Raw genomic sequence first — 21096 nt, 5'->3', positions numbered from 1 at the left:
CTCTTTTTATTCTTCACGACTAAACAGTGCGTCAATAAACTCTTGAGTTTCAAATGGACGCAAGTCTTCGATACCTTCACCCACACCAATGTAACGAATTGGAATACCGAACTGATCAGCAATAGCGAAAATTACGCCGCCTTTCGCTGTACCATCCAGCTTAGTCAAGGTAATCCCGGTTAGAGGGGCAACATCACTGAAAAGTTTCGCTTGGCTGATGGCATTTTGCCCTGTACCTGCGTCTAGCGTCAGCATGATCTCGTGTGGTGCAGAGTCATCAATTTTCTTCATCACACGTACAATCTTACGCAGCTCTTCCATTAGGTTCGCTTTGTTCTGTAAACGACCCGCGGTATCGGCAATCACAACATCCACACCACGTGCTTTTGCCGCTTCAATCGCATCATAAATAACAGAAGCACTGTCTGCGCCAGTATGCTGGGCAATCACAGGAACGTTGTTACGCTCACCCCATACTTGTAGCTGCTCAACCGCTGCGGCACGGAAAGTATCGCCCGCTGCAAGCATCACTTTTTTGCCTTGAGTTTGGAACTGCTTGGCAAGCTTACCGATGGTCGTGGTTTTACCCACGCCATTTACACCCACCATTAAGATAACATAAGGCGTTTTGTTGCTATCGATTTCTAGTGGCTGCTCGACTTTAGAAAGAATCTCAGCCATTTCTTCTTTCAACAAACCATAAAGGGCTTCGCCGTCTTTCAGGTCGCCACGTGTGGCTTTTTCTGTCAGGTTGTTGATGATTTTTGTTGTGGTATTCATGCCCACATCAGCAATAAGCAGTTGCTCTTCTAGCTCTTCAAATAAGTCTTCATCGATTTTCTTACCGCTGAACAGACCGAAGAAGCCAGCACCAATATTTGCTTTTGTTCGGCTTAGGCTGCGTTTAAGACGAGCAAAAAAGCTCTCTGTTGGCTTTTCTTGCTCTTGAACGCGAGGTGCGGCCGATACGACTTCTGGCTCCTCTGCTTCTGCTTCTGCTTCTGCTTCTGCTTCTGCTTCTGCTTCTGCTTCTGCTGGGGCAGCCTCTGATTGTTTCGCTTCTTCTTCAAGTTCTGGCGTTGCTTCCGCTTGCTCAGCAGCCGCGTCGGTTTGCTGCTCTTCAGAAGGCGCTTCCACTGCTTCTTCTTTTACTGTTTCTTCAGTTTTTGGTTTTGGGCTTTGTTCTTCGTCACCAAAACCTAGCCACGAAAGTAATCCGCGCTTCTTTTTTTCCGTCATCTGGGGCTATCCTAGATTGTTCTTTTATCTATTAATGACTCTTTTTTGACAAGATTATTATCTGTCTAAAAAAGGCTAATGACAAAGTTGTGAAAACTTTCCGATTAGGTAATTCTAATCTTATTAGTGTTACACTCTGTCATCTTGAATATTCTGGGCTGTATCCAAGCTCCAAGCTCACGGCTTGGGCGATTAGATATAGTATCACTTTATTAGCGGTCAAAAAATCTATGGTAAGACGTCGCCAGCAAAACTCATCACAAAAAAAGCCAACAACGGGCTTTGTTCGCATTATTAGTGGCTTATGGAGAGGCAGAAAACTTCCTGTACACGATGCTGAAGGCTTACGCCCAACGACCGATCGCGTCAAAGAAACGCTATTTAACTGGCTGGCTCAAGATGTGCCGCAAGCAAAATGTCTCGACTTGTTTGCCGGCTCCGGCGGCTTAGGCTTTGAGTCGGCTTCGCGCCAAGCAGAGCAAGTGACCATGGTCGAGCTGAACCCACAAGCTTTCCAGCAATTACAGAAGAACGTTGCCTCTCTTAACGCGAACAACATCCAAGTAGTGAATACCGACGCACTGAGCTTTTTAAAACAGCCGGGTACTGCGCACCATGTGGTGTTTATTGACCCACCGTTTCGTAAGGGACTATTGGATGAAACCGTGGCTCTGCTAGAACAAAATGGCTGGCTCGCGGAAGACGCGATGATTTATATTGAAACAGAAAAAGAACTCAATATTGCCGACTTACCAGAAAACTGGCAGTTACATCGAGAAAAAACAGCAGGCCAAGTGAGTTACCGTCTGTATGAACGTACCTCCGCATAACGCCTCGATTTAAAAGGACACTTAAATGAAAGCATTAATTCTGCTGGCCAAAGCGGCTATCGCCTTTGTTTGGTTAGTATTGATCCTCAATATCTTTATGCCGTTTCCCGGTAATGCCGCGATTGCGCTGTACATCATGACCGCTTTTTTGTTCATCATGCACGGTTTACAAATGGCCATCTTCATTGGCGCATTTGGCGACAAAATTAAAATGAGCAGTTGGGAAAAATATTCCATCCTGATCTTTGGTATTTTTGCCCTGCTCGATATTCGTCGTAAACACATGATGTAATCGCCCAAATACTAAAAAGCCGCTCACAAGAGCGGCTTTTTTATTGCGTTTCTTCCATCACCCAAGATAGCTCTTAACACCATCCAAAAACATTTGAGTAGAGATCATCACCAGCAACAAGCCCATTAAACGCTCTACCGCTTTTAAGCCACGCTCGCCCAACAAACGATTAAAGAAGCCATAAAACATTAGAATAAAGAATGTTGCGCCCCACGCAATCACAACTGATGCGGACATTTCCAACATTTTTTCTGGATGCTGTGAAGATAGCAAAAGCAATGCTGCAATCACTGAAGGGCCCGCGATCATAGGAATGGCCATCGGAACAATAAAGGGTTCCTCGCCTGCCGCCAGTCCAGTGATGCTGCCAGCACTCGGAAAGATCATCTTAATCGCGATAATGAAGAGAATAATGCCACCTGAAATGCTGAGCGTTTCTGGCTGGACATGCAAAAAACTTAAGATGCTTTGTCCTGCAAACAGAAACAACATCAAGATCAGTAAGGCAAACAGTAGTTCACGAATCAATACCTTACGGCGACGCTTAGGATCGATGTGCTTGAGAATAGACAACACAATCGGCAAATTACCGAGAGGGTCCATGATTAGAAACAGCATGGTCGCTGCAGAAAGAATGTCCATATTCTGGCCTCACCTAAAAAATGGCGGCCAGTGTATAGCAAACTGACAACGTGAGTACATGGCTGAGGGCGAAAACAGCATATTCACCCTCGCATCATAGCCGCCGCTTAGTGATTACAGACACGCGCCATATTGACCACAAACTTACCTTCAAGCTCACGTATTTTGTCGCGCTTGAGCAAAAATGCTAGCAATGCATCTAAGTCTAGATCATTCAGTTTACAGGTGTGAAAGCGAACGGTGTTGCCAAAGTGCTGTGCCAGCGCTTCGCGATCCATTGGCGTTTCTCGAAGTAGGTTTAGCAGCTCGTGGGCATGGATTTCACTCATTATTGACTCCAGTCATCAAGAACAATACGTCCAGTTTACTGAAATCTTCGGGAGCTGCTTTGACTTAAATTAGTAAATGATAGAGGCAACAATGAGGGCGTGGGCAAAGAAGTAGCTACCACTTACCCACAAATAGGCGTGTTTCATCGGTTTTCGGTAACCGTGTATCGCATACGCCAACGCCGAATAGATCAAAACTAGGGTTCCGCTGAAACCGATAGCATTGGCATAGCTCGGGGCCTGCAACCAAACTTCACCCGCCGCCCAAGCAAGCTGAACCAACATCATCCCCATGATCACAACAGGAAACACCAGAGAGTCGAGTTGAGGTAGCAACAAAAAGAACGCCACGATACTCGCTGCGAGCAGTAGGGCCAACAGCCACCAGACAATCTCACCATTAAGCTGCACCCAAAATGACTTGCTGTAGCACACCTGAGCAAGTAAATACGCAGCAAAGTAAATTAGCTTGCGAGTTTTAAACGAGTGCAGCGTATCTGCCACCATAGACACAATAAGCCCACCCGCAATCCAGTAGGTATATGTTGCGGATGCGCCTTGAGTTAACACCAACACAAGAAGAAGTAGCAGAGTAAAGATTTTAAACACGAGGGATTGTGTCGGGTTAGCTTGTTTTGCTCCCAACACGGAATACACACCTGATAGCCCTATCGCCAGCCAACTCCACATGCCGTATACACCTTTTACTTAAACTCGCCGCTAGTCTAGGTAGACCAGTTTTGATGTAAAGACACAATCTGCGAAAGTTGGATCTCGCTAGCGATTCGAAACATTTTGTAACCCTCAGTCTGCACAACAATTAAGTCGATGAGCCTTAATGACGGCCATAAATATGGGGCAGAGCCCTATCCCATGAGCCAAGTTCATCAAATCACACGGCACAATAACCCTCGCTAAGTCAGGCCATTTAACTAAAAAGCAGCCCAATGGCCTTGGTAACCCATTACGTAAAAAACTGATGACTAAACCATCAGACTGTATACATCACAGGCAACAAGAATAAATAACAGACACAAAACAGAAAATCGTCTTGGTAGCGAGCTAAGATAGTAGAAACCACCGATGAACAGATTAGAACAACATGAAAAATCAAACTTAACTCAATAACAAAAACATCAAATAACGAACGTAAGCTAATGATAAATAAAGCCACATTCTCAATAACCATCGAAAACACCGACTTCATAAACCATCAAATCACTAAACACTTTTTAAGCCCATATTTTCTCATTAGATAAGAAAATTCCCCTTCCACACCGCAACTCAATGATGCACCTCCATAGCACATCTTTTTATTTTCTCAATTTTTGAGAAACACAGACAAAATCGGCAATCAACATACCAAACGAAACAAAAAAACAATTTCCAAGCCAACAACAAACCAAGATTGACACTTTAAAATCATATACTTAAATGAAATGCGAACAACAATCACACAATACGAGTATTTTAAATACAACACAAAAAACACAATTTCATTAGTCAAAAACACGTAAAAAAGACAAGTTAAGTGTATTTTTTGAAAAGATTATCGAGCATATGTTGATCAAACCACAAAAACAGTGCTATATTAAATTCATCGAGTTCATCAAAGATTAAGGGGTAGTGTTATGATTTCATCTTCTCAAAAACAAGGGCTGGTAATGATTGCAGTGGTTGTGGGTTTAATGACACTGCCAATGATGTACTAACCTACTGATTAAAAATAAAAAAGGACGCAAATGCGTCCTTTTTTATTTATCTGTGCTTTTCTACTGTATGTGTTTGGACAAGATATCCCAATGCATGTAGTAGAAACCAAGAGCTGCGAGCGTAATCAACGTCATTAGCAAAATTGCTGCACGCCAAATAAAACGAGAGCTTCTTGGCGTTAGCTCTTTTTCACAAGCGTCACATGCCGCCATAAAGCCTTTCCGATCATCCAGCTTATAATCGTCTTCGTGAACCACTTTATTACGCACAGTAGCGATAAAACGAAGCTTCGCTATCACGTCATGTGGTAAACGTTCTTCACAACTATTAATAAGTTGGTGTAACCCTTTCCCTTCTGCATGGTACTGAGTACGCAAAAGTTTTTCGATCGTTCGGGTACGCATGACTACTTTTTCAATATCTGACATCGTAACCCTCCTTACTAGACCCTTCCCGTGTTCGTTATTTTTATTCTTCTATAAATTTAGAGCTTTTTCGAGCCGTTAAGTGCAATTTTACTTTCAATTTGTGCCCTTGAGCGCATATAGCCAGACAAGTGAAAGCTGCTTAGTTCAGCTTTAGTGACGTAGCTTGCAGATGAAGCAACGATTTCATCGCGTCCCCATTGAGATAAACCGTGAAGTGCGCCGAATAAAATTCATGTCCCTTTCATTAGATTATGAATAAGTTATCTCAACTCATCGTTTCATCAGTGAGTTCTGTAGAATAGAGCTCAATGAAACATCGGAGGTTAACATGCCAATCTCACTTATTGTTGCCCTGTTCGCCCTTATTGCTTTGGGCGCATGGGTATTTTTTCGTTTCTATAGCAAGCACTATGTGGGCGAAGATGCTCCAGAACAAAGTGCACAGGTAACTATTTTAGATAAGCAAGCTATCGACATCCCAGATGCACCACCTGGCCAAGACGACCAAGAATATTGGATTTATGTCCAACGCGGTTCTATTGGCCCTAAACGAGAGTTCCAAATTGGAGTGCACTACTACCATGCACTCAACCCTGGAGATAAAGGAACGCTAACCTATCGTGGTAACAAATTCCTTCACTTCGCCATCAAACGTTAAGGCAGTAACCAACGAGTCTTGGCAGAGCGAGAAAAGAGATAGCTCATCGCCAAGGCTCCAGCTCCACTTATAATTATCCAGACTGGAATCACCCATGCGGGATGTCCGGTGTACCAACCAAACGCTTTCATCGGCCATAAGAAAATTGGGTGAAGTAAGTAAATCCCCAAGCTGTGCTGACTGATCACACTCACCACTTTTTGTACTTTTGGTGACAAGCCTTCCCCAAAGTAACGACCGATCATGAAAATCATCGAAGCCGCTAGAATGACATTCAGTGTTTTGTAAGAAAGCCAGCGTCCAACCGTGTACTTCTCCGCCTCTAAACTGTTCGTCACGACCATAGTAAATGTCACAGCCAACGCGACGAGGCCAAACCCTGTAAATAAGGTCACCATAGAGCGGTTCAAAGGCACTTTTTGAAATAGAACATAACCCAGAGGAAGGTAACCCATGTAGAGCCACATTTGGTTACTCCACGGACCATCAATCTTGAACAAAAACAGCGTGCTGGTGAAAAGCCAAAATGCGAGATAGGTATACAACACATTGTCATCAACGTTGCGTACCATCCATTGGAACAACGGAATCACAAAATACAGCGGTATAAAGTAATAGAAAAAACCGAGGTGGTAATACGTTGCGTGGAATGGGCTATTGCTTAACACCTCTTTTACGGTTTCAAAGTCAAACCCTTGAGCCGTCCAGCCAGAGAGGTATGCATAAAACATCGACCAAATAAGAAATGGGACTAAGACTTTGCCTAAACGCCTTTTGATATAATACTTACCGTCAAATGGCCGAGTGTCACTGAGCATCAGCGCTCCGGTGATCAGAATGAAAACTGGCACCGCCCAGCGGGTAACGCTATTAACGCCTACCGCCGTCAACCATTGGTCAAACGGAATCACTCCTAACTCATTTCGATAAGGGGCCAAGACGTGAATGGCGATCACTGCCACCGCAGCAAAGCAGCGCAATAAATCAAAAAACAGAACCCTTTCTCTCATACCTTTCCCTACTTTGAGTCGCTTATCGTTTATAGCATAGGGTAAATCTCAGCCAGTGAAATGGTTAACAATCTGTTTTTGCTTATTTTTAACGCAACAATGACCTACAACGGGGATTTCATCGCCACTCTAATCCGTTGGCGGGAACAAAAACCAAACATCAGCATGAACTCACGAGACCGAACCCACACCACTTGATTACGCCGCGTGATGTACAAGAAACAAAAAATGGCTCCAAGTTGGAGCCATTTTGTACGATCTACAGATAAAAACACCGGGCAAAATTTACGCTGTGGCAACGTTAGCTTTTGGCAACTTAATCGAAATCAACGTCGTCAGCGCCAAGAAAGCAAAGGAGACCCATAAGCACGCCGCAAGACCAGCCTCTTGATAGATCCAACCCGATAATACCGTGCCAATCAAACGTCCCATCGCATTGGCCATGTAATAGAAGCCAACATCGAGAGACACACCATCGCCTTTGGCATAGCTCACAATCAGATACGAGTGAAGTGAAGAGTTAATGGCAAACACAGCGCCAAAAATCATTAACCCCACAACAATCACCAACTCAGGCTGCCAACCGATTTGCACACCATAAGCAATACCGCCCGTAATTAACGCAAGAATTCCTGCCCATACTAATGCTGCACTACCATCAGGCACGCGACCTTGCGCTTTGCCAGTAATACGCGGCGCAAAGCCTTGCACAAACCCATAAGCAATGACCCATGCGGCTAAAAAGCCACCGACCCACAAGTGATCCCAGCCAAACACACTGCCAAGATAAATAGGTAGAGCGACCACAAACCACACATCACGCGCCCCAAACAAGAACATACGTGCCGCAGATAAAATATTTATAGATTCGGACTTGGAGAAAATTTGGCGAAACTTAGGTTTGCTCTTTGCTTTACCCATGTCTGCTTCTAGCCAGATCATGCTGCAAACAAACACCAATGCCAGCACACTCGACATAATAAACATCGAGTTTTGGAAGCCCACCCAAGACAACAGCAAGCCACCAACAAAAAAGCCCGCCCCTTTGAGTGCATTCTTCGAGCCTGTCAAAATCGCCACCCATTTGTAGAGTGCGCCTTGCTGCTCGTCTGGTACTAATGTTTTAATCGCACTCTTGGCACTCATCTTGTTGAGATCTTTGGCAATCCCCGACAAAGCTTGCGCCGCCATCACCCAAGGAATCGTCAGCCATGCGTTGGGTACTGCCAGCATCAACAACGCAAACACTTGCATAGCTAAACCAATGTTCATGGTTTTGTTCAGGCCTAACCTTGCGCCCAACCACCCACCAATCAAATTGGTCACCACACCAAAAAATTCATAGAAAAGGAACAGTGAGGCAATAGCTAAAGTGGAATAACCCAAGTCGTGAAAATAGAGCACCACCAGCATACGCAGCGCTCCGTCGGTCACGGTAAAGTTCCAATAGTTAAACGTCACTAACATGTACTGACGAATACTTTTGTTCAATTGAGAAATCATATTGACCTCTTATGTACAGCGATAGAAGCATTTAGATCATCATGTGCCAAATGCTTATTAACCTGTACACCAACCATAAGGCGATACAACCTTAGTTCGAATTCACAAACACACCGAAATTTACAAACGGACAAAGATAACCAATAAAAACAAAATCTTAAATTAAAACCTTTAGTTTTACTGCTGACCTATTTTCCATTATATAAACTGGAACATAGCTTTTGGATCATGATGTTCCAAAAGCTATTTAAGCTGATCAAGCGTCTTGCGCCACGCGTTCGATGTACTCAAGCTGCACCGGTTTTGTAAACGCACCAGGGCGAAGAGCCTGCACTTCTCGCACGATATCTTCTAACTGCCATTTCTTCTCTAGCAGCAAGTGAGCCGCAAACAAACCTGTGCGACCCGAGCCGCCCATGCAGTGCATCGCGACTTTGCCACCTTGAGCAAGAATCGCATGCAGTTCCGGACTGGCTTGGTGCCACTTCGCCGCAAATTCGTCACTTGGTGCGCAGTCATCTTCAATCTCGATCTGGAACCATTTCATGCCCAGCTGCTGAGTGGTGTCACCCAAAGCCGCAACGTCTTTCGCTGCTAACTCGCTATCGTCCAATGCAGTAACGACCGCTTGAACCCCCTGCTCCTTCAACTGTTCCAACGACGCTTTCAACTCGACGCCTTTGGTACCCGGGCACGGTGTTAGGACTAATGCACCAGAGTCCAAATCTAATTGCCATGTAGGATGAGACATTATGAACTCCGGTTATGCCAGACCAACGTTACGAACCAATTCTGCGGTGCGCGTTGCGTAACCCATTTCATTGTCGTACCACGCGTAAATCTTCACCATTCGTGAGCCAACCACCATGGTGGATTGTGCATCAACGATGGTTGAGCGTTGGTCGCCTTTGTAATCGATCGACACTAACGGACGTTCCTCAAAGCCAAGAATGCCTTTTAGCTCCCCTTCCGACGCCTCTTTCAGCAAAGCATTCACTTCTTCTGCTGTGGTATCGCGTTTTACATCGAAGATGATGTCGGTCAATGACGCATTCGCCAACGGTACACGTACCGCGTGGCCGTTAATCTTGCCTTTTAAATCTGGGAAAATTTCCACAATCGCAGTCGCACTACCGGTAGTGGTCGGGATAAGACTCATGCCGCACGCACGAGCACGGCGCAGATCTTTATGTGGCGCATCCAAAATGGTTTGCGTATTGGTCAAATCGTGAATTGTCGTGAAAGAGGATTGCTCAATGCCCAACTTCTCATGAATGACTTTCACCACAGGCGCTATACAGTTTGTTGTGCACGAAGCGGCTGTCACGATACGATGTTTTTCAGGGTCGAAAATATGATCGTTCACGCCAACAACAATGTTCGCAATGCCTTCTTCTTTCACTGGCGCACTCACCACCACGCGCTTCACACCTTGATCGAGGTATTGGTCTAGGTACGAGGTTTTGCGGTGTACACCTGTCGCTTCAATCACAACATCGCAGCCAGACCAGTTCACGGCGTCGATATCACGTTGCTGAGTCGTGGCGATGCGCTTGCCATTGATGACGAGTTCATTGCCCTCAACCTGCACTTCATGGTGCCAACGACCTTGCACTGAATCGAACTCTAATAAGTGGCCAAGCGTCGCTGCATCACCTGCGACATCGTTGATTTGCACAAACTCTAACTCTGGCCAATCGAATGCCGCTCGCAGTGCTAAACGACCAATTCGGCCAAAGCCATTAATGCCTACTTTAATTGTCATAGTTTTACCCTTTAATCTTCTACCTTGAATCTCTGTTTGCTATTAACAGCAAGCCTCACGACTTTTATCGTGCAAGCGTGTGATGTCGTCTTGGTACTCTTGCTTCAAACAGTTTGATGCCACTAAGTCTTCAATCAGCTTACGCATCCAACCTGGTAGTTGCTGCGATAACTCGTAGTACACCCATTGCCCTCGGCGTTTATCCACCAAGATGCCACTGGAGCGTAACTGAGCAAGATGACGAGAAACTTTCGGCTGACTCTCTTGCAACGCAAACGCCAAATCACCCACGCAAGTTTCGCCTTCACGGGCCACCAGCATTAAACAACGTACGCGCGTTTCATCGGATAACAGCTTGAAAAACTGATGTGGAAGCATAATAAACATACCTATATATGGATATGCGTATATATTTATTTAACTCTGAGATGTCGTCAAGAGTGAACCCATCATCGTCATAAAAGTTTCACATCGAAACAGCCAATAAAGATTGAGAGAAGAACGGTTAGAGAGAATAAAGATACGGCAGAAATTTACGCGGTTGCGACGTTTTGACTCCAGCGAACCGCTTCGCCTAACGAGAGCTTGACCTCTTCCAAAGACAACCCCAACTGCGTCGTGATTTTTTCAACGCCTGACCAGTCGGCACGCTCGTAACACTCTTCGAGAGAAATCAGCGCACCATAAGCTCCCTTGCGATGTAATAAGGCTTGTTGTACGGATTCGCTAAGTGGCAATTGCTTGACTAAAGATTCTACCGACAAATCAAGCATCGCATCTAAAATCGATAATAAGCCGACCATAAACCCTTGTTCGTTGAGGTGGGAAAATGGCTGATAACGCGACATTAATTGGCAGAACTGCGCTCGTTGTAATGAAAGGTGGTACAGCTCTCGAGGCTTGTTACTAGAGATATACGACGCCACGACCAAGGAGACAAACTGCTTAAGATTATCCTGACCAAGGTAGATCAAGGCCTGACGAAACGAGCTGATTTCGACTGCGAGGTTTGGCGCTTGCGTATTTACAAAGCGCAATAATTTGTACGACAACGCGACATCTTGCGTAATGATGGTTTCAATACGAGTAAAGTCTGGCTCTGGTGAGCAGACTTCACGAAAAAGCTGTAGCGCTAACACTTGCTCAGGGCTCACGTATTTTGTTTGCGAAACTAATGGCTTGCTAAAAAAGTAGCCTTGGAAAAACTTAAAGCCAGCCGCTTTGGCTTGCTCAAACTCTTCTGCGGTTTCAACACGTTCCGCCAAAAAGTGGTACTTGACGCGTTTAGCAAGGTGAGCTTTTACCAACGCACACGCTTTTTCCAACCCCATTGCCATGATATCGAGTTTAACGATGTGCACGTAAGGTAAGAAGCGACGCCACTCCGGCGTTAAGGTGAAATCATCCAGCGCGATCAAATAACCTTCTCGATACAACTCGCGAATCGCATCGAGAAGATCATCGGTCGGCTGGCAAGTTTCCAGTACTTCGACGACGATTTTGTTTTTTGGCAAGCTGCGCGGTAAGCGGCGCACCAAGCTTTGATGAGGAAAATTGATAAAGCATCGCGAAGAAGCAATCACTGGGTTAGTGCCCAGAGATAGGAAATTCTCGACAATTAATCGGTATGTTGCTCGGTTTGACTCAATATGCGAAGGGTATGCATTACTCTCCCCATCTCGAAACAACAATTCATAACCCAGCGTCTGTCTTTTGCGGTTAAAGATCGGCTGGCGAGCAACATACGTTGTATTCATGCTAAAGAAGGACCTATAAATGGCTTATGACTTTGCAGCTGCTAATAATGCACCACAACCCATAAACATTGAACCGAAGACTTTGTTTATTTTCCCCATGATTTTATCAGAGCGAATAAAACGTCCCATTTGCGCCGCCAAGGTGGTGTAACCCAACATCACACACGCGTCGATCACAACAGTCGTAACACCAAGCACCAACAGTTGCGTCAGTTGGTCTTGTGCCGGGTCAATAAACTGTGGAAACAACGCCACCAGAAAAACAATCGATTTAGGGTTCGTCAGGTTAATCAAAATAGCTTTGTACAAGAGTGCCTTGCCAGACATGTCTTTGTGGCTCTCTGCCGCTACCAAGCTGGAGGTGTCTCGCCATTTCTGGATACCCAACCAAACCAAATAAGCCGCGCCAACCCATTTAATGACAGAAAATGCCGTTGCCGATTGTGCGACCAGCGCACCAATTCCCGCCCCAACTAACGCAATGTGAATGGCCAAACCAATTTGGAGACCGATCACAGCCCCCAAAGATTTGCGAGTACCGTAACTCAAACCATTGCTGATTGAGTTCACCGTGCCAGACCCCGGAGCCAAACTAAAAACGATTGCAGTTACTACATAAGCTAACCAGACGTGGGTATCCATTGCATTTCCTCACTAATTCTTCGATGATACATCGCGTAAACAACGTATCTTCAGGTAATCGACTAATGGCTACTAACCATTCACCTTTGACTTATACTCAAGAGTCATTATTTGAGCAAGCAATTGGTGGTCCGATCGCGGCACTTTGGCAAACTCGCCAAGAAGGCTTTGTTAAAGGAACTGAGAAAAAGAACATCTACTGGTGCAAACTGACCAACCCAGAACATAAAAAAGCCGTGCTCATCGTTAATGGGCGCATTGAATCTTCCTGGAAATACCAAGAACTGTTTTACGATCTCTATCGCCAAGGCTTCGACGTCTATTCCTTTGACCACCGCGGACAAGGTTTATCAGATCGTCTATTGTCTGACTCAGATATGGGTCACGTCTATGACTTTACTGATTATATTGACGATATGGACGTGGTCGTAAACAAACACGACCTTAGCGACTATCAGCAATGTTTCATCATTGCCCACTCCATGGGCGGCGCAATCGCTACACGTTATCTGCAAACTCACCCAGAACATCCCTTTACCGGCTTGATTCTTAGTGCGCCTATGTTTGGTATTAATCTGCCATGGTACTTATCGCCAATAGCGATTCCAGTGACACAAATTATGTCAGCGGTATCGACTTTGCCACGATATGCACCAGGACATCAGGCCTACTTCCCTAAACCCTTTGAAGATAACCCACTCAGCCAAAGTTACGGCCGCTACCAATGGTTCCGAAATCTCTATACGGAAAAACCGGAACTGCAAGTCGGTGGACCGAGCACTCGATGGGTATGGCAAGGGCTAATGGCAGCAAAACAATGCTTTTTATTGACTCGCCAAGTCAAAGTACCGGTGCTCCTGATTCAAGCTGGGAACGATCGTATTGTCAGCAATCTGGCACAAAAACGTTTTATCGATAAATTGCGTAAAACCAACCCACATGCGGAGCTACTTTCTATCGAAGGCGCACAGCATGAGATCTTATTCGAGACCGACCAGTATCGTAATCAAGCACTCGATGCGATCTTCCGCTTTATGAATGACCCGAAATCATCGCCAAACGAAAAAACATAATAAGAACTCTAGGCGACCATTTCACGGCCATGATTAAAGAGGAAATGTCTGCACATTGATTTACCCTCTTTTTCATCCTCATTTTGACGTACACTGCTTGGGTCTGGCTGCGTTGAACCATGCAGATGCAACCGACCAAAGTTCCCCCGCATTCGGAGCAGCATGATCTAGTCAGTCTGCTGTACTCCGTTTGCAATCACCTGTTCCACACTATCCAAACCGTTTACGAGGACTTCATGAGCACATCGCTACCTTGCAAAGAGATCACTAAAATCGTTGCCTCTGATCTGGATGGCACGTTACTCGCACCAAACCATCAGCTCAGTGCTTACTCAAAAGAGACGCTAAAAGCGCTGCATGAAAAGGGTTACACCTTTGTCTTTGCAACAGGCCGTCACCACGTAGACGTTGCGAGCATCCGTCGTCAGGTCGGTATTCCGGCTTACATGATCACCTCGAACGGTGCCCGTGTGCATGACCAGGAAGATCAGCTGATGTACAGCGAGAATGTCCCTGCAGAACTGGTTCAAGGAGTGATCGACACGATCAAGCACGATCAAGAAATACTTATCCACATGTATCAAAATGACAGTTGGTTGATGAACAAAGACGACGAAACATTGCGTGATTTCCATGACGAATTCACATACGTCTTATTCGATGAAGACCAAGCGCCAACTGACGGTATTGCGAAAATCTTCTTCACTCATCCAGCACAAGACCACGAACGCTTGGTGGTATTTGAAAACAAACTACGTGAACAATTTGGCGATAAGCTGAATATTGCGTTTTCAACACCATGGTGCTTGGAAATAATGAGTGCAGGTGTGTCTAAAGGCCATGCTCTTGAAGCGGTAGCGAAAAAACTCGGCCTCACGTTAGAAAATTGCGTGGCATTTGGTGATGGAATGAATGACGTAGAAATGCTGTCGATGGCAGGTAAAGGATTGGTCATGGGTACATCACACGAGAAAGTGATGAAAGCATTGCCAAATAACGAAGTGATTGGCAGCAATGCAGAAGATGCGGTTGCACACTACCTACAAGATCACTTGCTGTAAGCAGCAATACTCCAAACAATAACAAAGGGCTGCACATTCGCAGCCCTTTCTTTTATCGCTGACTTGGCAACTTCTCTTTGCCAAGGATCGCTTCCCACTCTTCTTCTGTCACAGGCATGATCGACAAGCGATTTCCACGTTTCACCAATGGCATGTTCTCAAGTTCTGGCATCGCTTTCATCACCGATAACGGAATCACTCGCGCCGTTTTACGCACGAATTCGACATCCACCATAATCCAACGCGGGTTGTCTGGGTCTGACTTTGGGTCGAAATAATCGCTTTCAGGATCGAACTGGAAATGATCGGGATAGGCTTCTCTCACGACTTTAGCAATACCGGCAACACCAACATTCTTGCAAGAAGAGTGATAAATCAGGACGAAATCGCCCACCTTCACTTGGTCACGCATCATATTGCGCGCCTGATAATTACGAACTCCCTCCCAACATGAAACCTTTTGGGTTCGAAGCGTGTCAATAGAAAAGGTATCTGGTTCAGTTTTAAATAACCAATATGCCATAATGCCATCCGATGCCGATTGAGTAATAATAATGAGGAAGATATAACATGAAGGCTTTGAAAAACCCAGTGGCGCTTGCCACTCTGCTGGTTCTGCAAGCATGTAGTTCGCAGCCGCCACAATCTGGCGCTGCCGACCCAGCTTCTCCACCAGCCACCTTAGATAAGCCTGACACCATTCAACCTCAAACCTTTATGCTACGTGGAAAAGTGATCGTCGGTCACGAGAGTCAATACATCATGCCTTGTGGCAGCGACAAGCAATATTGGTTACAACTGTCACCACAGCAAATGCAACGAGCAATTCAGTTAAATAACGAACCTTACCAGACCATGTATGGCGAGGTTATCGGCCATCTCAACCCACCGGGCATCGATGGGTTTTCTGCCGATTTCGATGCTAACTTTGTCGTGGAACAAGTGAACTTCCTCACAACGGAAAATCCAAACCGTTGTCAGCAACCAAACAAACCAACTCGCGTGTTTGGTAATGAGCCTTCTTGGTCGGCAAGCTTTGAGGCTAATGGACTGACATTCCAGCAAATCGGCAAACAAACCAAAAAATTAGCGATTAAGAGCAGTCAACTTCAACCTCGCCAGCGCACATATCAACTACAAGATGGTGAACTTCGCCTAACAGAAAACCTCTGCTCAGATACGATGAGTGATTCTTTGTATGGCTGGAAAGCGACGCTAAAACATGATGGCGACACTTATCAAGGTTGTGGTACAGCTGCAAATGTGGACGCTACGCTTGGCTGGGCCAATACCTATGTCGCGACTTCAACCCAATCACAAGGTTTTGAGGTGCAAATGACCTTAAACCCAGACCACAGCGCCACAACAAAATACAGTTACGCCAATGGGCAAGCACCGTTAATCGAACGTGGGTACTGGCAACAATTAAGTCCGTCTCAGGTTCAAGTCGTCATGACGCATCATCAACAACAAAGACTGATGTCAGAGCGACTGTTTACGCGAGAAGGCAATCAGCTCAAAGCGACCAAAGAAAAAGTCGGCAATTTGGTATACCCAATCGCCGATGGTGGTTTAGTGCTTTACCCTGCCACCGTTCGTGATGAGGGCATGATGCAACCAGCCGAGAAACGCGCCAACAAGCCCATCAGCAGTGCAGACGTACCTTCTAGTGCGGAGTTTGACCCCAAAGTAGATGCCGCCGTGCGCAACTACTTCTTCATTCACCAAACTAACCCCAACAACAACCAATACCGTTGGCTAACTTACGACCTCAACGGCGATGGTAACGAAGAGCTATTAGTACTGCTGGATTGGTGTGGTTCCGGTGGCTGTACATTGCTGATATTTGAACATCACGAAAAAGAGTGGCGCTTCAATAGCCGCATCACACTGGTACAAAGCCCGATTATGCTCGGCCAACAAACCTCTCATGGCTGGCGAGATCTTATTTTTAATGTCAGCGGTGGCGGATCTAAGGCAGCCCAACACGTGATGCAATACACTGGGGTTAGCTACCCACTCAACCCAAGCATGGCACCAACGGCAACGCCAAACCAAATCAGTGGCGTGCGTCTGTTCTCGGATGGGGTTAGCCCTGTGCGCGAAGGAGTTCGTCTGTAATGTCGCAACCGTGTCCAAATTGTGGTTTTCAATTCAACTGTATGTGCTCACTGGTGCCGAAACTTACCAGCGAGCACAACATCTTGCTGTTGATGCATCCGAATGAACTGACGCGTGATACTAATACCGGCCAGCTACTAGAGCAGTGCCAACTCAATATTGAGCGAGTAATCTGGGACCGAAAACAACCACCAGCAGAATTGCTCGCTCGATTAGCTGATCCGTCGCTGTATCCAGTGCTTCTATTCCCAAGTGAAGAAAGCGTCACACTCGAACATGTGGCGCTCCAAAGCCAGCAACAAACCAAAAATCCGCTGTTTATTATTTTGGACGCTACCTGGCAAGAGGCGCGCAAGATGATCAACAAGAGCCGTTGGTTAGAAAGTATCCCTACTATGGCGCTGTCTGCATCGGCGGACTCGCAATATCGGCTGCGACGCAACCAACAACAAGGCAATTTGTGCACGTTTGAAGTCGCCGCACATTTACTTGGACAACTAGGCGAGCAAAATAACCAGCAAAAAATGCTCACATTCTTTGCTCACTACCTTGCACTATTTCAAGCCGAAAAAAGTGGACACGCTCTCAAGCAATCACCGAACTCACGCAACTAAAACCAAATTGCTCAAAATAAAAAAACGCAGCCAAGGCTGCGTTTTTATTTGGAATGGTTTCACGTGAAACAGCATTAAAATAATCGGGTCGGCTCACCCAGATAATAGCCTTGCAGATAGTCGACGCCCATATCCTGCGCGATTTTGCACACCTCTCGATTGTGGACAAACTCCGCCACCGTCTCCGCGTTAAACACCTGACATAAACGCACCAACTGAGAAGCTATTTTGCGCTGCTTTAACTCTTTATCGATATCACGAATCAAGCTACCATCGAGCTTTATGACTTCCGGCTCCAGCTTTAGGATTTCATCAATATTGGAATAGCCTGAGCCAAAATCATCAACAATGATACGCGCTCCTAAGCTTCTGAAATGACTGCATACTTCGATCATTAGACCGTAGTCTTTGATTTGCTCAGATTCCAACACTTCCAAACCAATTCGCCTAGGGTCATTGAGCTGACAAATTTCATGCTCTAAAAGCATTAAAGTTTTATCACTAAGCAAATCTTGCGGCGACAAGTTAATAGAAAAGTCACCTTGCTTATCTCGCATGTAATATAACGTAGAATGGATCATGTGCCGACTCAATCGAGTATAAAGATGCGTATCGGAAATAATAGGCAGGAAGCGCCCTGGCGCAATCACCGTTCCATCCTCCTCCAAAATGCGAACCAAACATTCTTGGCTTGCCAATTTATGGCTATCCGCATGCACTATCGGCTGGCTATAGGTGATGATGTTCTGTTTGAGAATGGCTTTACTGACGCAACTCAACCATCCAAGTTGCTCTTTACGTACATCCTCACTGACTTCGATGTCTTTCGCATTGCAGATATGGGTATTACTGCGCACACCGGAACGCCTCGCTTCAATACCTTTGAGCAATAGCTCATCCGCAGAAGCTGATGGAAAATCTCGACGACTCACTAAGCCACCGCACAGTGAGATAGAAAGATAATCTATTTCGCGCAGACCAATGGGCTCAAAATTAGTTTGCTCTACCGCGTCGGCAAAACGAGTAAAGTGCTGTTTGATGGTTTCGCTGCTTTGGTCAGCTTTAAATATGAACGCCCACTCACCAACCCCAATACTATAAAGCTGCAAAGCCGTTGGCATGCCAAAACGCTTTCGCAGTCGATTCGTAAAATGCATTGAGAGGTCTTTAAGTAGCTGATCCCCTACTCTATAACCGTATTTTTCATTGATATGGCTGAAGTTAAGTAGCTTTAGAGTCAGCAAGTGCTCATCCAAATCAATGCTACTCAGCCGCTCTTGCAGCGCGACTCGGTTTTGTAATCCAGTGCGACTATCTCGCCGATAGCTTTCTTGTAACTTGCGCGTTTGGCGATCGAGTTGATACCCCATATGCGCGTTCATATGGTTGAGGTCGCCAATCGCATTTCGAATCAAGCTAAACAATGGTGAAATAGAGGAGCTAACGGGCGACTTAGGCAAGTTCAATGCTTGTACTTCATCTCCCTCTCGCATCGCTAAATACGTCAGACTGTGATGAAGAATTTCTGGCTGTCCAATACCGCCATGCAGTTCCCCCATACAATAACTACCAAACGTCGTCGCGATATCTTTGAAGGCTTGGACTTCGTCGCTGCTGTCAATAAAGTCTAACCGTGACGCGCAGTTAAAAATTATCACGACTTCAGGTTGGTGCATGGCTAACTCAACCACACCATGTCGCACCTGTTCGAGCGTTAATGAGGGGTGGTTATAGCAAAATTGTACTTCGTCACCAAGACACCAAGGCCTGTCGAAACTCATACTGCCATCAGCGTGTAGCTCCGTTACCGTGCAAACTTCCTTACGCCCCAAACTTTCTCGATACAAAGGAAAGCTGAGCAGTTGACTCAGCGTCACGTCATGCCCATCCGCCAAGTAACGCTTGTATACGTCCAACGCTTTCTGTTCACCTAAGCAATACAAGCGCGTTCCTTTTGCATGGGTGACTTTATGTGGCATGCCAATCGGGTTCCATTCCGAATACGCATCTGTCCATAGCTTCAAGGTATCGCTGTGCAAAGCTACGGCAACCACAGCGTTATCGTAAACTCGGTTTTGATATAGCACCCAGCATCCATCATCAATACTCTGCGCCAACCCTCCAGAGATCACGACTTCTTCACTAGCGAACGTTTGAAACAAGGGATAGTCACGTCGTTCAATTTGCACAGCAAAGCTGAGGATCACTTGCGAATTATGCTGCAACAGAAGCGAGCGTTTGAGCTCTCCACCATCAATATCGGGGGAGTAAGAGTAGGTTTGTACAGCAGAAGTAAGCGTGGTTTGTTCGAACTCAGTCACACTGATCAGGCAACCAGAGGTAAATATCTCCCCCTCCAGAATGACATTACGCGTACTATGCCCCATGACATGAGCATTCGGCAGCAACAATAAAACAGCGTCCGCAAGTGTGGTCGTAAAGTCGCGTGATTGAGTCGACAATATTTGCACCAAATATTGTTTACTTGAAGAGAACTGAGAAGTGACTAAAAAGTCATTTAACTGACTGACATCATAAACCAGTTTTGAAAAAGCTCGCATGCACCTACCACTGCCGTAACACTATCTTCACCACGACGTGTGGCGTTACTCTTTTTACTTAATAGTGAATAATTTACGTGGCTTTACGCTGCTTTTCTAGACACAAAATGAGATTAGAATGGATTAATGCGAAAGCAATTAAAAAAGTGTGAGTAACGGCTGCAAACTATTGATTTCAATATCAGGTAAAGTACGTGTTTTTGAATGGTTAATGACATTTTTATTCATATCATTGAACCAACAAGCCGCAAAACCAGCCGACTTTGCACCATGCACATCCGTGGTTAGGTGATCACCGACATGCAGAATATTCTCTGCTGGAATATCCAAGAACCGTTTCGCCTTAGCAAACATATCGGTGGCGGGTTTCGCCAACCCATCAGGCCCTGCTTTGAGTACACATTGAAAATACGGCGTTAAGCCAATTTTATCTAAATCGACGTTTCCGTTTGTGATCGCCACGAGCGGAACTCGCTCTCCCAGTTGTGTTAAAACATCTAAGCTTGATTGGGGCACTTCAAACTGACTGCGCCAATCCAAAGCGAGCTGCACACCCTCTTCAGCTGCGGCTTGAGCTTGCGCTTCATCATAGCCAACTGAAAGAAAACCATGCTTTAGCTGCACTAAACGCCAAAGCGTCACATCGCTTCTGAGATCCGGTCTCTGCTGGAGCACATGTTTTTTTACCTGCATCCAATCAGCCTTATCCATGTGCGCCACGGCTGGATGTGTTTGTTGCAACCAAGCCAGCAACTCACGCTCCATACGGATAATCACCGGGTAATTGTCGTACAGCGTGTCATCAAGATCGAAGGTCATGGCCTTAATAGGTTCGATACGGCGATAAAATTTCATACT

At 45.6% G+C, this 21096-nt stretch carries 22 protein-coding genes; 7 read left to right on the top strand and 15 right to left on the bottom strand.

The window, feature by feature from the left end; genetic code table 11:
- Window positions 1-6 precede the first annotated feature (6 nt).
- Window positions 7-1239, bottom strand: coding sequence for a signal recognition particle-docking protein FtsY (gene ftsY / locus D8S93_RS22300; protein ID WP_152815611.1), 1233 nt, complete (start codon window positions 1237-1239; stop codon window positions 7-9).
- 230 nt (window positions 1240-1469) lie between these two features.
- Here ftsY and rsmD point away from each other — a divergent pair, with 230 nt between their 5' ends.
- Complete coding sequence (gene rsmD / locus D8S93_RS22295) at window positions 1470-2069, top strand: 16S rRNA (guanine(966)-N(2))-methyltransferase RsmD (protein ID WP_012841297.1); 600 nt, start codon at window positions 1470-1472, stop codon at window positions 2067-2069.
- Between the two features lie 25 nt (window positions 2070-2094).
- Window positions 2095-2361, top strand: a complete 267-nt coding sequence (locus D8S93_RS22290; RefSeq protein WP_005393805.1) for a DUF1145 domain-containing protein — start codon at window positions 2095-2097, stop codon at window positions 2359-2361.
- Window positions 2362-2418: 57 nt separating this feature from the next.
- Here D8S93_RS22290 and D8S93_RS22285 read toward each other — a convergent pair whose 3' ends face one another.
- From D8S93_RS22285 to D8S93_RS22260, 4 genes are all read right to left on the bottom strand, one after another.
- On the bottom strand, window positions 2419-3003 hold the full coding sequence (locus D8S93_RS22285) for a YhgN family NAAT transporter (protein ID WP_005393807.1): 585 nt from the start codon (window positions 3001-3003) through the stop codon (window positions 2419-2421).
- 107 nt (window positions 3004-3110) lie between these two features.
- Window positions 3111-3332 (bottom strand): YecH family metal-binding protein, encoded by a 222-nt coding sequence (locus tag D8S93_RS22280; RefSeq protein WP_005393809.1) that lies wholly within the window; start codon window positions 3330-3332, stop codon window positions 3111-3113.
- A gap of 69 nt (window positions 3333-3401) precedes the next feature.
- A complete protein-coding gene (locus tag D8S93_RS22275) occupies window positions 3402-4022 on the bottom strand; it encodes a lysoplasmalogenase (RefSeq protein WP_005393811.1) in 621 nt (206 codons plus the stop codon).
- A 1082-nt stretch (window positions 4023-5104) separates the two neighbouring features.
- Window positions 5105-5473, bottom strand: coding sequence for a hypothetical protein (locus D8S93_RS22260; RefSeq protein ID WP_005393815.1), 369 nt, complete (start codon window positions 5471-5473; stop codon window positions 5105-5107).
- A 328-nt stretch (window positions 5474-5801) separates the two neighbouring features.
- Here D8S93_RS22260 and D8S93_RS22255 point away from each other — a divergent pair, with 328 nt between their 5' ends.
- Complete coding sequence (locus D8S93_RS22255; RefSeq protein WP_005393817.1) at window positions 5802-6131, top strand: DUF2500 domain-containing protein; 330 nt, start codon at window positions 5802-5804, stop codon at window positions 6129-6131.
- Here the strand turns inward: D8S93_RS22255 and D8S93_RS22250 are convergent.
- The 7 genes from D8S93_RS22250 to rhtB all read right to left on the bottom strand — a co-directional run bounded on the left by D8S93_RS22250 (window position 6128) and on the right by rhtB (window position 12808).
- The gene (locus D8S93_RS22250) at window positions 6128-7141 is read right to left on the bottom strand and encodes an acyltransferase (protein ID WP_005393819.1); all 1014 of its coding nucleotides are present in this window, start codon (window positions 7139-7141) and stop codon (window positions 6128-6130) included. The genes D8S93_RS22255 and D8S93_RS22250 overlap by 4 nt on opposite strands.
- Window positions 7142-7426: 285 nt before the next feature.
- Window positions 7427-8644: an organoarsenical effux MFS transporter ArsJ gene (gene arsJ, locus D8S93_RS22245; RefSeq protein ID WP_152815608.1), complete on the bottom strand. Its 1218-nt coding sequence runs from the start codon at window positions 8642-8644 to the stop codon at window positions 7427-7429.
- Window positions 8645-8900: 256 nt separating this feature from the next.
- Window positions 8901-9395, bottom strand: coding sequence for a cyclin-dependent kinase inhibitor 3 family protein (locus D8S93_RS22240; protein ID WP_152815605.1), 495 nt, complete (start codon window positions 9393-9395; stop codon window positions 8901-8903).
- A 12-nt stretch (window positions 9396-9407) separates the two neighbouring features.
- On the bottom strand, window positions 9408-10409 hold the full coding sequence (locus D8S93_RS22235) for an ArsJ-associated glyceraldehyde-3-phosphate dehydrogenase (protein ID WP_005393824.1): 1002 nt from the start codon (window positions 10407-10409) through the stop codon (window positions 9408-9410).
- A gap of 42 nt (window positions 10410-10451) precedes the next feature.
- Entirely contained in the window at window positions 10452-10787 is a 336-nt protein-coding gene (locus tag D8S93_RS22230; protein WP_005393826.1) for a metalloregulator ArsR/SmtB family transcription factor, read from the bottom strand.
- A 155-nt stretch (window positions 10788-10942) separates the two neighbouring features.
- Complete coding sequence (locus D8S93_RS22225; RefSeq protein ID WP_152815602.1) at window positions 10943-12166, bottom strand: EAL and HDOD domain-containing protein; 1224 nt, start codon at window positions 12164-12166, stop codon at window positions 10943-10945.
- 24 nt (window positions 12167-12190) lie between these two features.
- The gene (gene rhtB / locus D8S93_RS22220; protein ID WP_012841293.1) at window positions 12191-12808 is read right to left on the bottom strand and encodes a homoserine/homoserine lactone efflux protein; all 618 of its coding nucleotides are present in this window, start codon (window positions 12806-12808) and stop codon (window positions 12191-12193) included.
- 65 nt (window positions 12809-12873) lie between these two features.
- Here rhtB and D8S93_RS22215 point away from each other — a divergent pair, with 65 nt between their 5' ends.
- Entirely contained in the window at window positions 12874-13881 is a 1008-nt protein-coding gene (locus D8S93_RS22215; RefSeq protein ID WP_047010230.1) for an alpha/beta fold hydrolase, read from the top strand.
- A gap of 236 nt (window positions 13882-14117) precedes the next feature.
- Window positions 14118-14942 (top strand): Cof-type HAD-IIB family hydrolase, encoded by an 825-nt coding sequence (locus D8S93_RS22210; RefSeq protein WP_152815599.1) that lies wholly within the window; start codon window positions 14118-14120, stop codon window positions 14940-14942.
- Between the two features lie 52 nt (window positions 14943-14994).
- On the opposite strand, the gene D8S93_RS22205 is transcribed toward D8S93_RS22210, so the two are convergent.
- A complete protein-coding gene (locus D8S93_RS22205; RefSeq protein ID WP_152815596.1) occupies window positions 14995-15465 on the bottom strand; it encodes an EVE domain-containing protein in 471 nt (156 codons plus the stop codon).
- Window positions 15466-15512: 47 nt separating this feature from the next.
- Between D8S93_RS22205 and D8S93_RS22200 the strand changes: the two genes are divergently transcribed.
- Together D8S93_RS22200 and D8S93_RS22195 are read left to right on the top strand one after the other, a co-directional pair.
- Complete coding sequence (locus D8S93_RS22200; RefSeq protein ID WP_152815593.1) at window positions 15513-17063, top strand: COG3650 family protein; 1551 nt, start codon at window positions 15513-15515, stop codon at window positions 17061-17063.
- The gene (locus D8S93_RS22195; protein WP_152815590.1) at window positions 17063-17677 is read left to right on the top strand and encodes a tRNA-uridine aminocarboxypropyltransferase; all 615 of its coding nucleotides are present in this window, start codon (window positions 17063-17065) and stop codon (window positions 17675-17677) included. The genes D8S93_RS22200 and D8S93_RS22195 overlap by 1 nt, the downstream gene beginning before the upstream one ends.
- Window positions 17678-17751: 74 nt before the next feature.
- Here the strand turns inward: D8S93_RS22195 and D8S93_RS22190 are convergent, their stop codons facing one another.
- Window positions 17752-20238 carry an EAL domain-containing protein gene (locus D8S93_RS22190; RefSeq protein ID WP_152815587.1) on the bottom strand — a complete coding sequence of 829 codons (2487 nt, stop codon included), beginning with the start codon at window positions 20236-20238 and terminating at the stop codon, window positions 17752-17754.
- A 138-nt stretch (window positions 20239-20376) separates the two neighbouring features.
- On the bottom strand, window positions 20377-21093 hold the full coding sequence (gene yigB, locus D8S93_RS22185) for a 5-amino-6-(5-phospho-D-ribitylamino)uracil phosphatase YigB (RefSeq protein WP_104971062.1): 717 nt from the start codon (window positions 21091-21093) through the stop codon (window positions 20377-20379).
- Window positions 21094-21096: the final 3 nt, after the last annotated feature.

Source organism: Vibrio sp. VGrn 2 (genome assembly GCF_009361695.1).
GTDB lineage: Bacteria > Pseudomonadota > Gammaproteobacteria > Enterobacterales > Vibrionaceae > Vibrio > Vibrio diabolicus.
Note: the sequence above shows the minus strand (reverse complement) of the source record. Positions and strands in the feature narration are given on the sequence as shown.

Bases quoted from the DNA above. Each gene is read 5' to 3' on its own strand.
- ftsY (WP_152815611.1), bottom strand. From the start codon at position 1,239: ATGACGGAAAAAAAGAAGCGCGGATTACTTTCGTGGCTAGGTTTTGGT.
- rsmD (WP_012841297.1), top strand. From the start codon at position 1,470: ATGGTAAGACGTCGCCAGCAAAACTCATCACAAAAAAAGCCAACAACG.
- D8S93_RS22290 (WP_005393805.1), top strand. From the start codon at position 2,095: ATGAAAGCATTAATTCTGCTGGCCAAAGCGGCTATCGCCTTTGTTTGG.
- D8S93_RS22285 (WP_005393807.1), bottom strand. From the start codon at position 3,003: ATGGACATTCTTTCTGCAGCGACCATGCTGTTTCTAATCATGGACCCT.
- D8S93_RS22280 (WP_005393809.1), bottom strand. From the start codon at position 3,332: ATGAGTGAAATCCATGCCCACGAGCTGCTAAACCTACTTCGAGAAACG.
- D8S93_RS22275 (WP_005393811.1), bottom strand. From the start codon at position 4,022: ATGTGGAGTTGGCTGGCGATAGGGCTATCAGGTGTGTATTCCGTGTTG.
- D8S93_RS22260 (WP_005393815.1), bottom strand. From the start codon at position 5,473: ATGTCAGATATTGAAAAAGTAGTCATGCGTACCCGAACGATCGAAAAA.
- D8S93_RS22255 (WP_005393817.1), top strand. From the start codon at position 5,802: ATGCCAATCTCACTTATTGTTGCCCTGTTCGCCCTTATTGCTTTGGGC.
- D8S93_RS22250 (WP_005393819.1), bottom strand. From the start codon at position 7,141: ATGAGAGAAAGGGTTCTGTTTTTTGATTTATTGCGCTGCTTTGCTGCG.
- arsJ (WP_152815608.1), bottom strand. From the start codon at position 8,644: ATGATTTCTCAATTGAACAAAAGTATTCGTCAGTACATGTTAGTGACG.
- D8S93_RS22240 (WP_152815605.1), bottom strand. From the start codon at position 9,395: ATGTCTCATCCTACATGGCAATTAGATTTGGACTCTGGTGCATTAGTC.
- D8S93_RS22235 (WP_005393824.1), bottom strand. From the start codon at position 10,409: ATGACAATTAAAGTAGGCATTAATGGCTTTGGCCGAATTGGTCGTTTA.
- D8S93_RS22230 (WP_005393826.1), bottom strand. From the start codon at position 10,787: ATGCTTCCACATCAGTTTTTCAAGCTGTTATCCGATGAAACGCGCGTA.
- D8S93_RS22225 (WP_152815602.1), bottom strand. From the start codon at position 12,166: ATGAATACAACGTATGTTGCTCGCCAGCCGATCTTTAACCGCAAAAGA.
- rhtB (WP_012841293.1), bottom strand. From the start codon at position 12,808: ATGGATACCCACGTCTGGTTAGCTTATGTAGTAACTGCAATCGTTTTT.
- D8S93_RS22215 (WP_047010230.1), top strand. From the start codon at position 12,874: ATGGCTACTAACCATTCACCTTTGACTTATACTCAAGAGTCATTATTT.
- D8S93_RS22210 (WP_152815599.1), top strand. From the start codon at position 14,118: ATGAGCACATCGCTACCTTGCAAAGAGATCACTAAAATCGTTGCCTCT.
- D8S93_RS22205 (WP_152815596.1), bottom strand. From the start codon at position 15,465: ATGGCATATTGGTTATTTAAAACTGAACCAGATACCTTTTCTATTGAC.
- D8S93_RS22200 (WP_152815593.1), top strand. From the start codon at position 15,513: ATGAAGGCTTTGAAAAACCCAGTGGCGCTTGCCACTCTGCTGGTTCTG.
- D8S93_RS22195 (WP_152815590.1), top strand. From the start codon at position 17,063: ATGTCGCAACCGTGTCCAAATTGTGGTTTTCAATTCAACTGTATGTGC.
- D8S93_RS22190 (WP_152815587.1), bottom strand. From the start codon at position 20,238: ATGCGAGCTTTTTCAAAACTGGTTTATGATGTCAGTCAGTTAAATGAC.
- yigB (WP_104971062.1), bottom strand. From the start codon at position 21,093: ATGAAATTTTATCGCCGTATCGAACCTATTAAGGCCATGACCTTCGAT.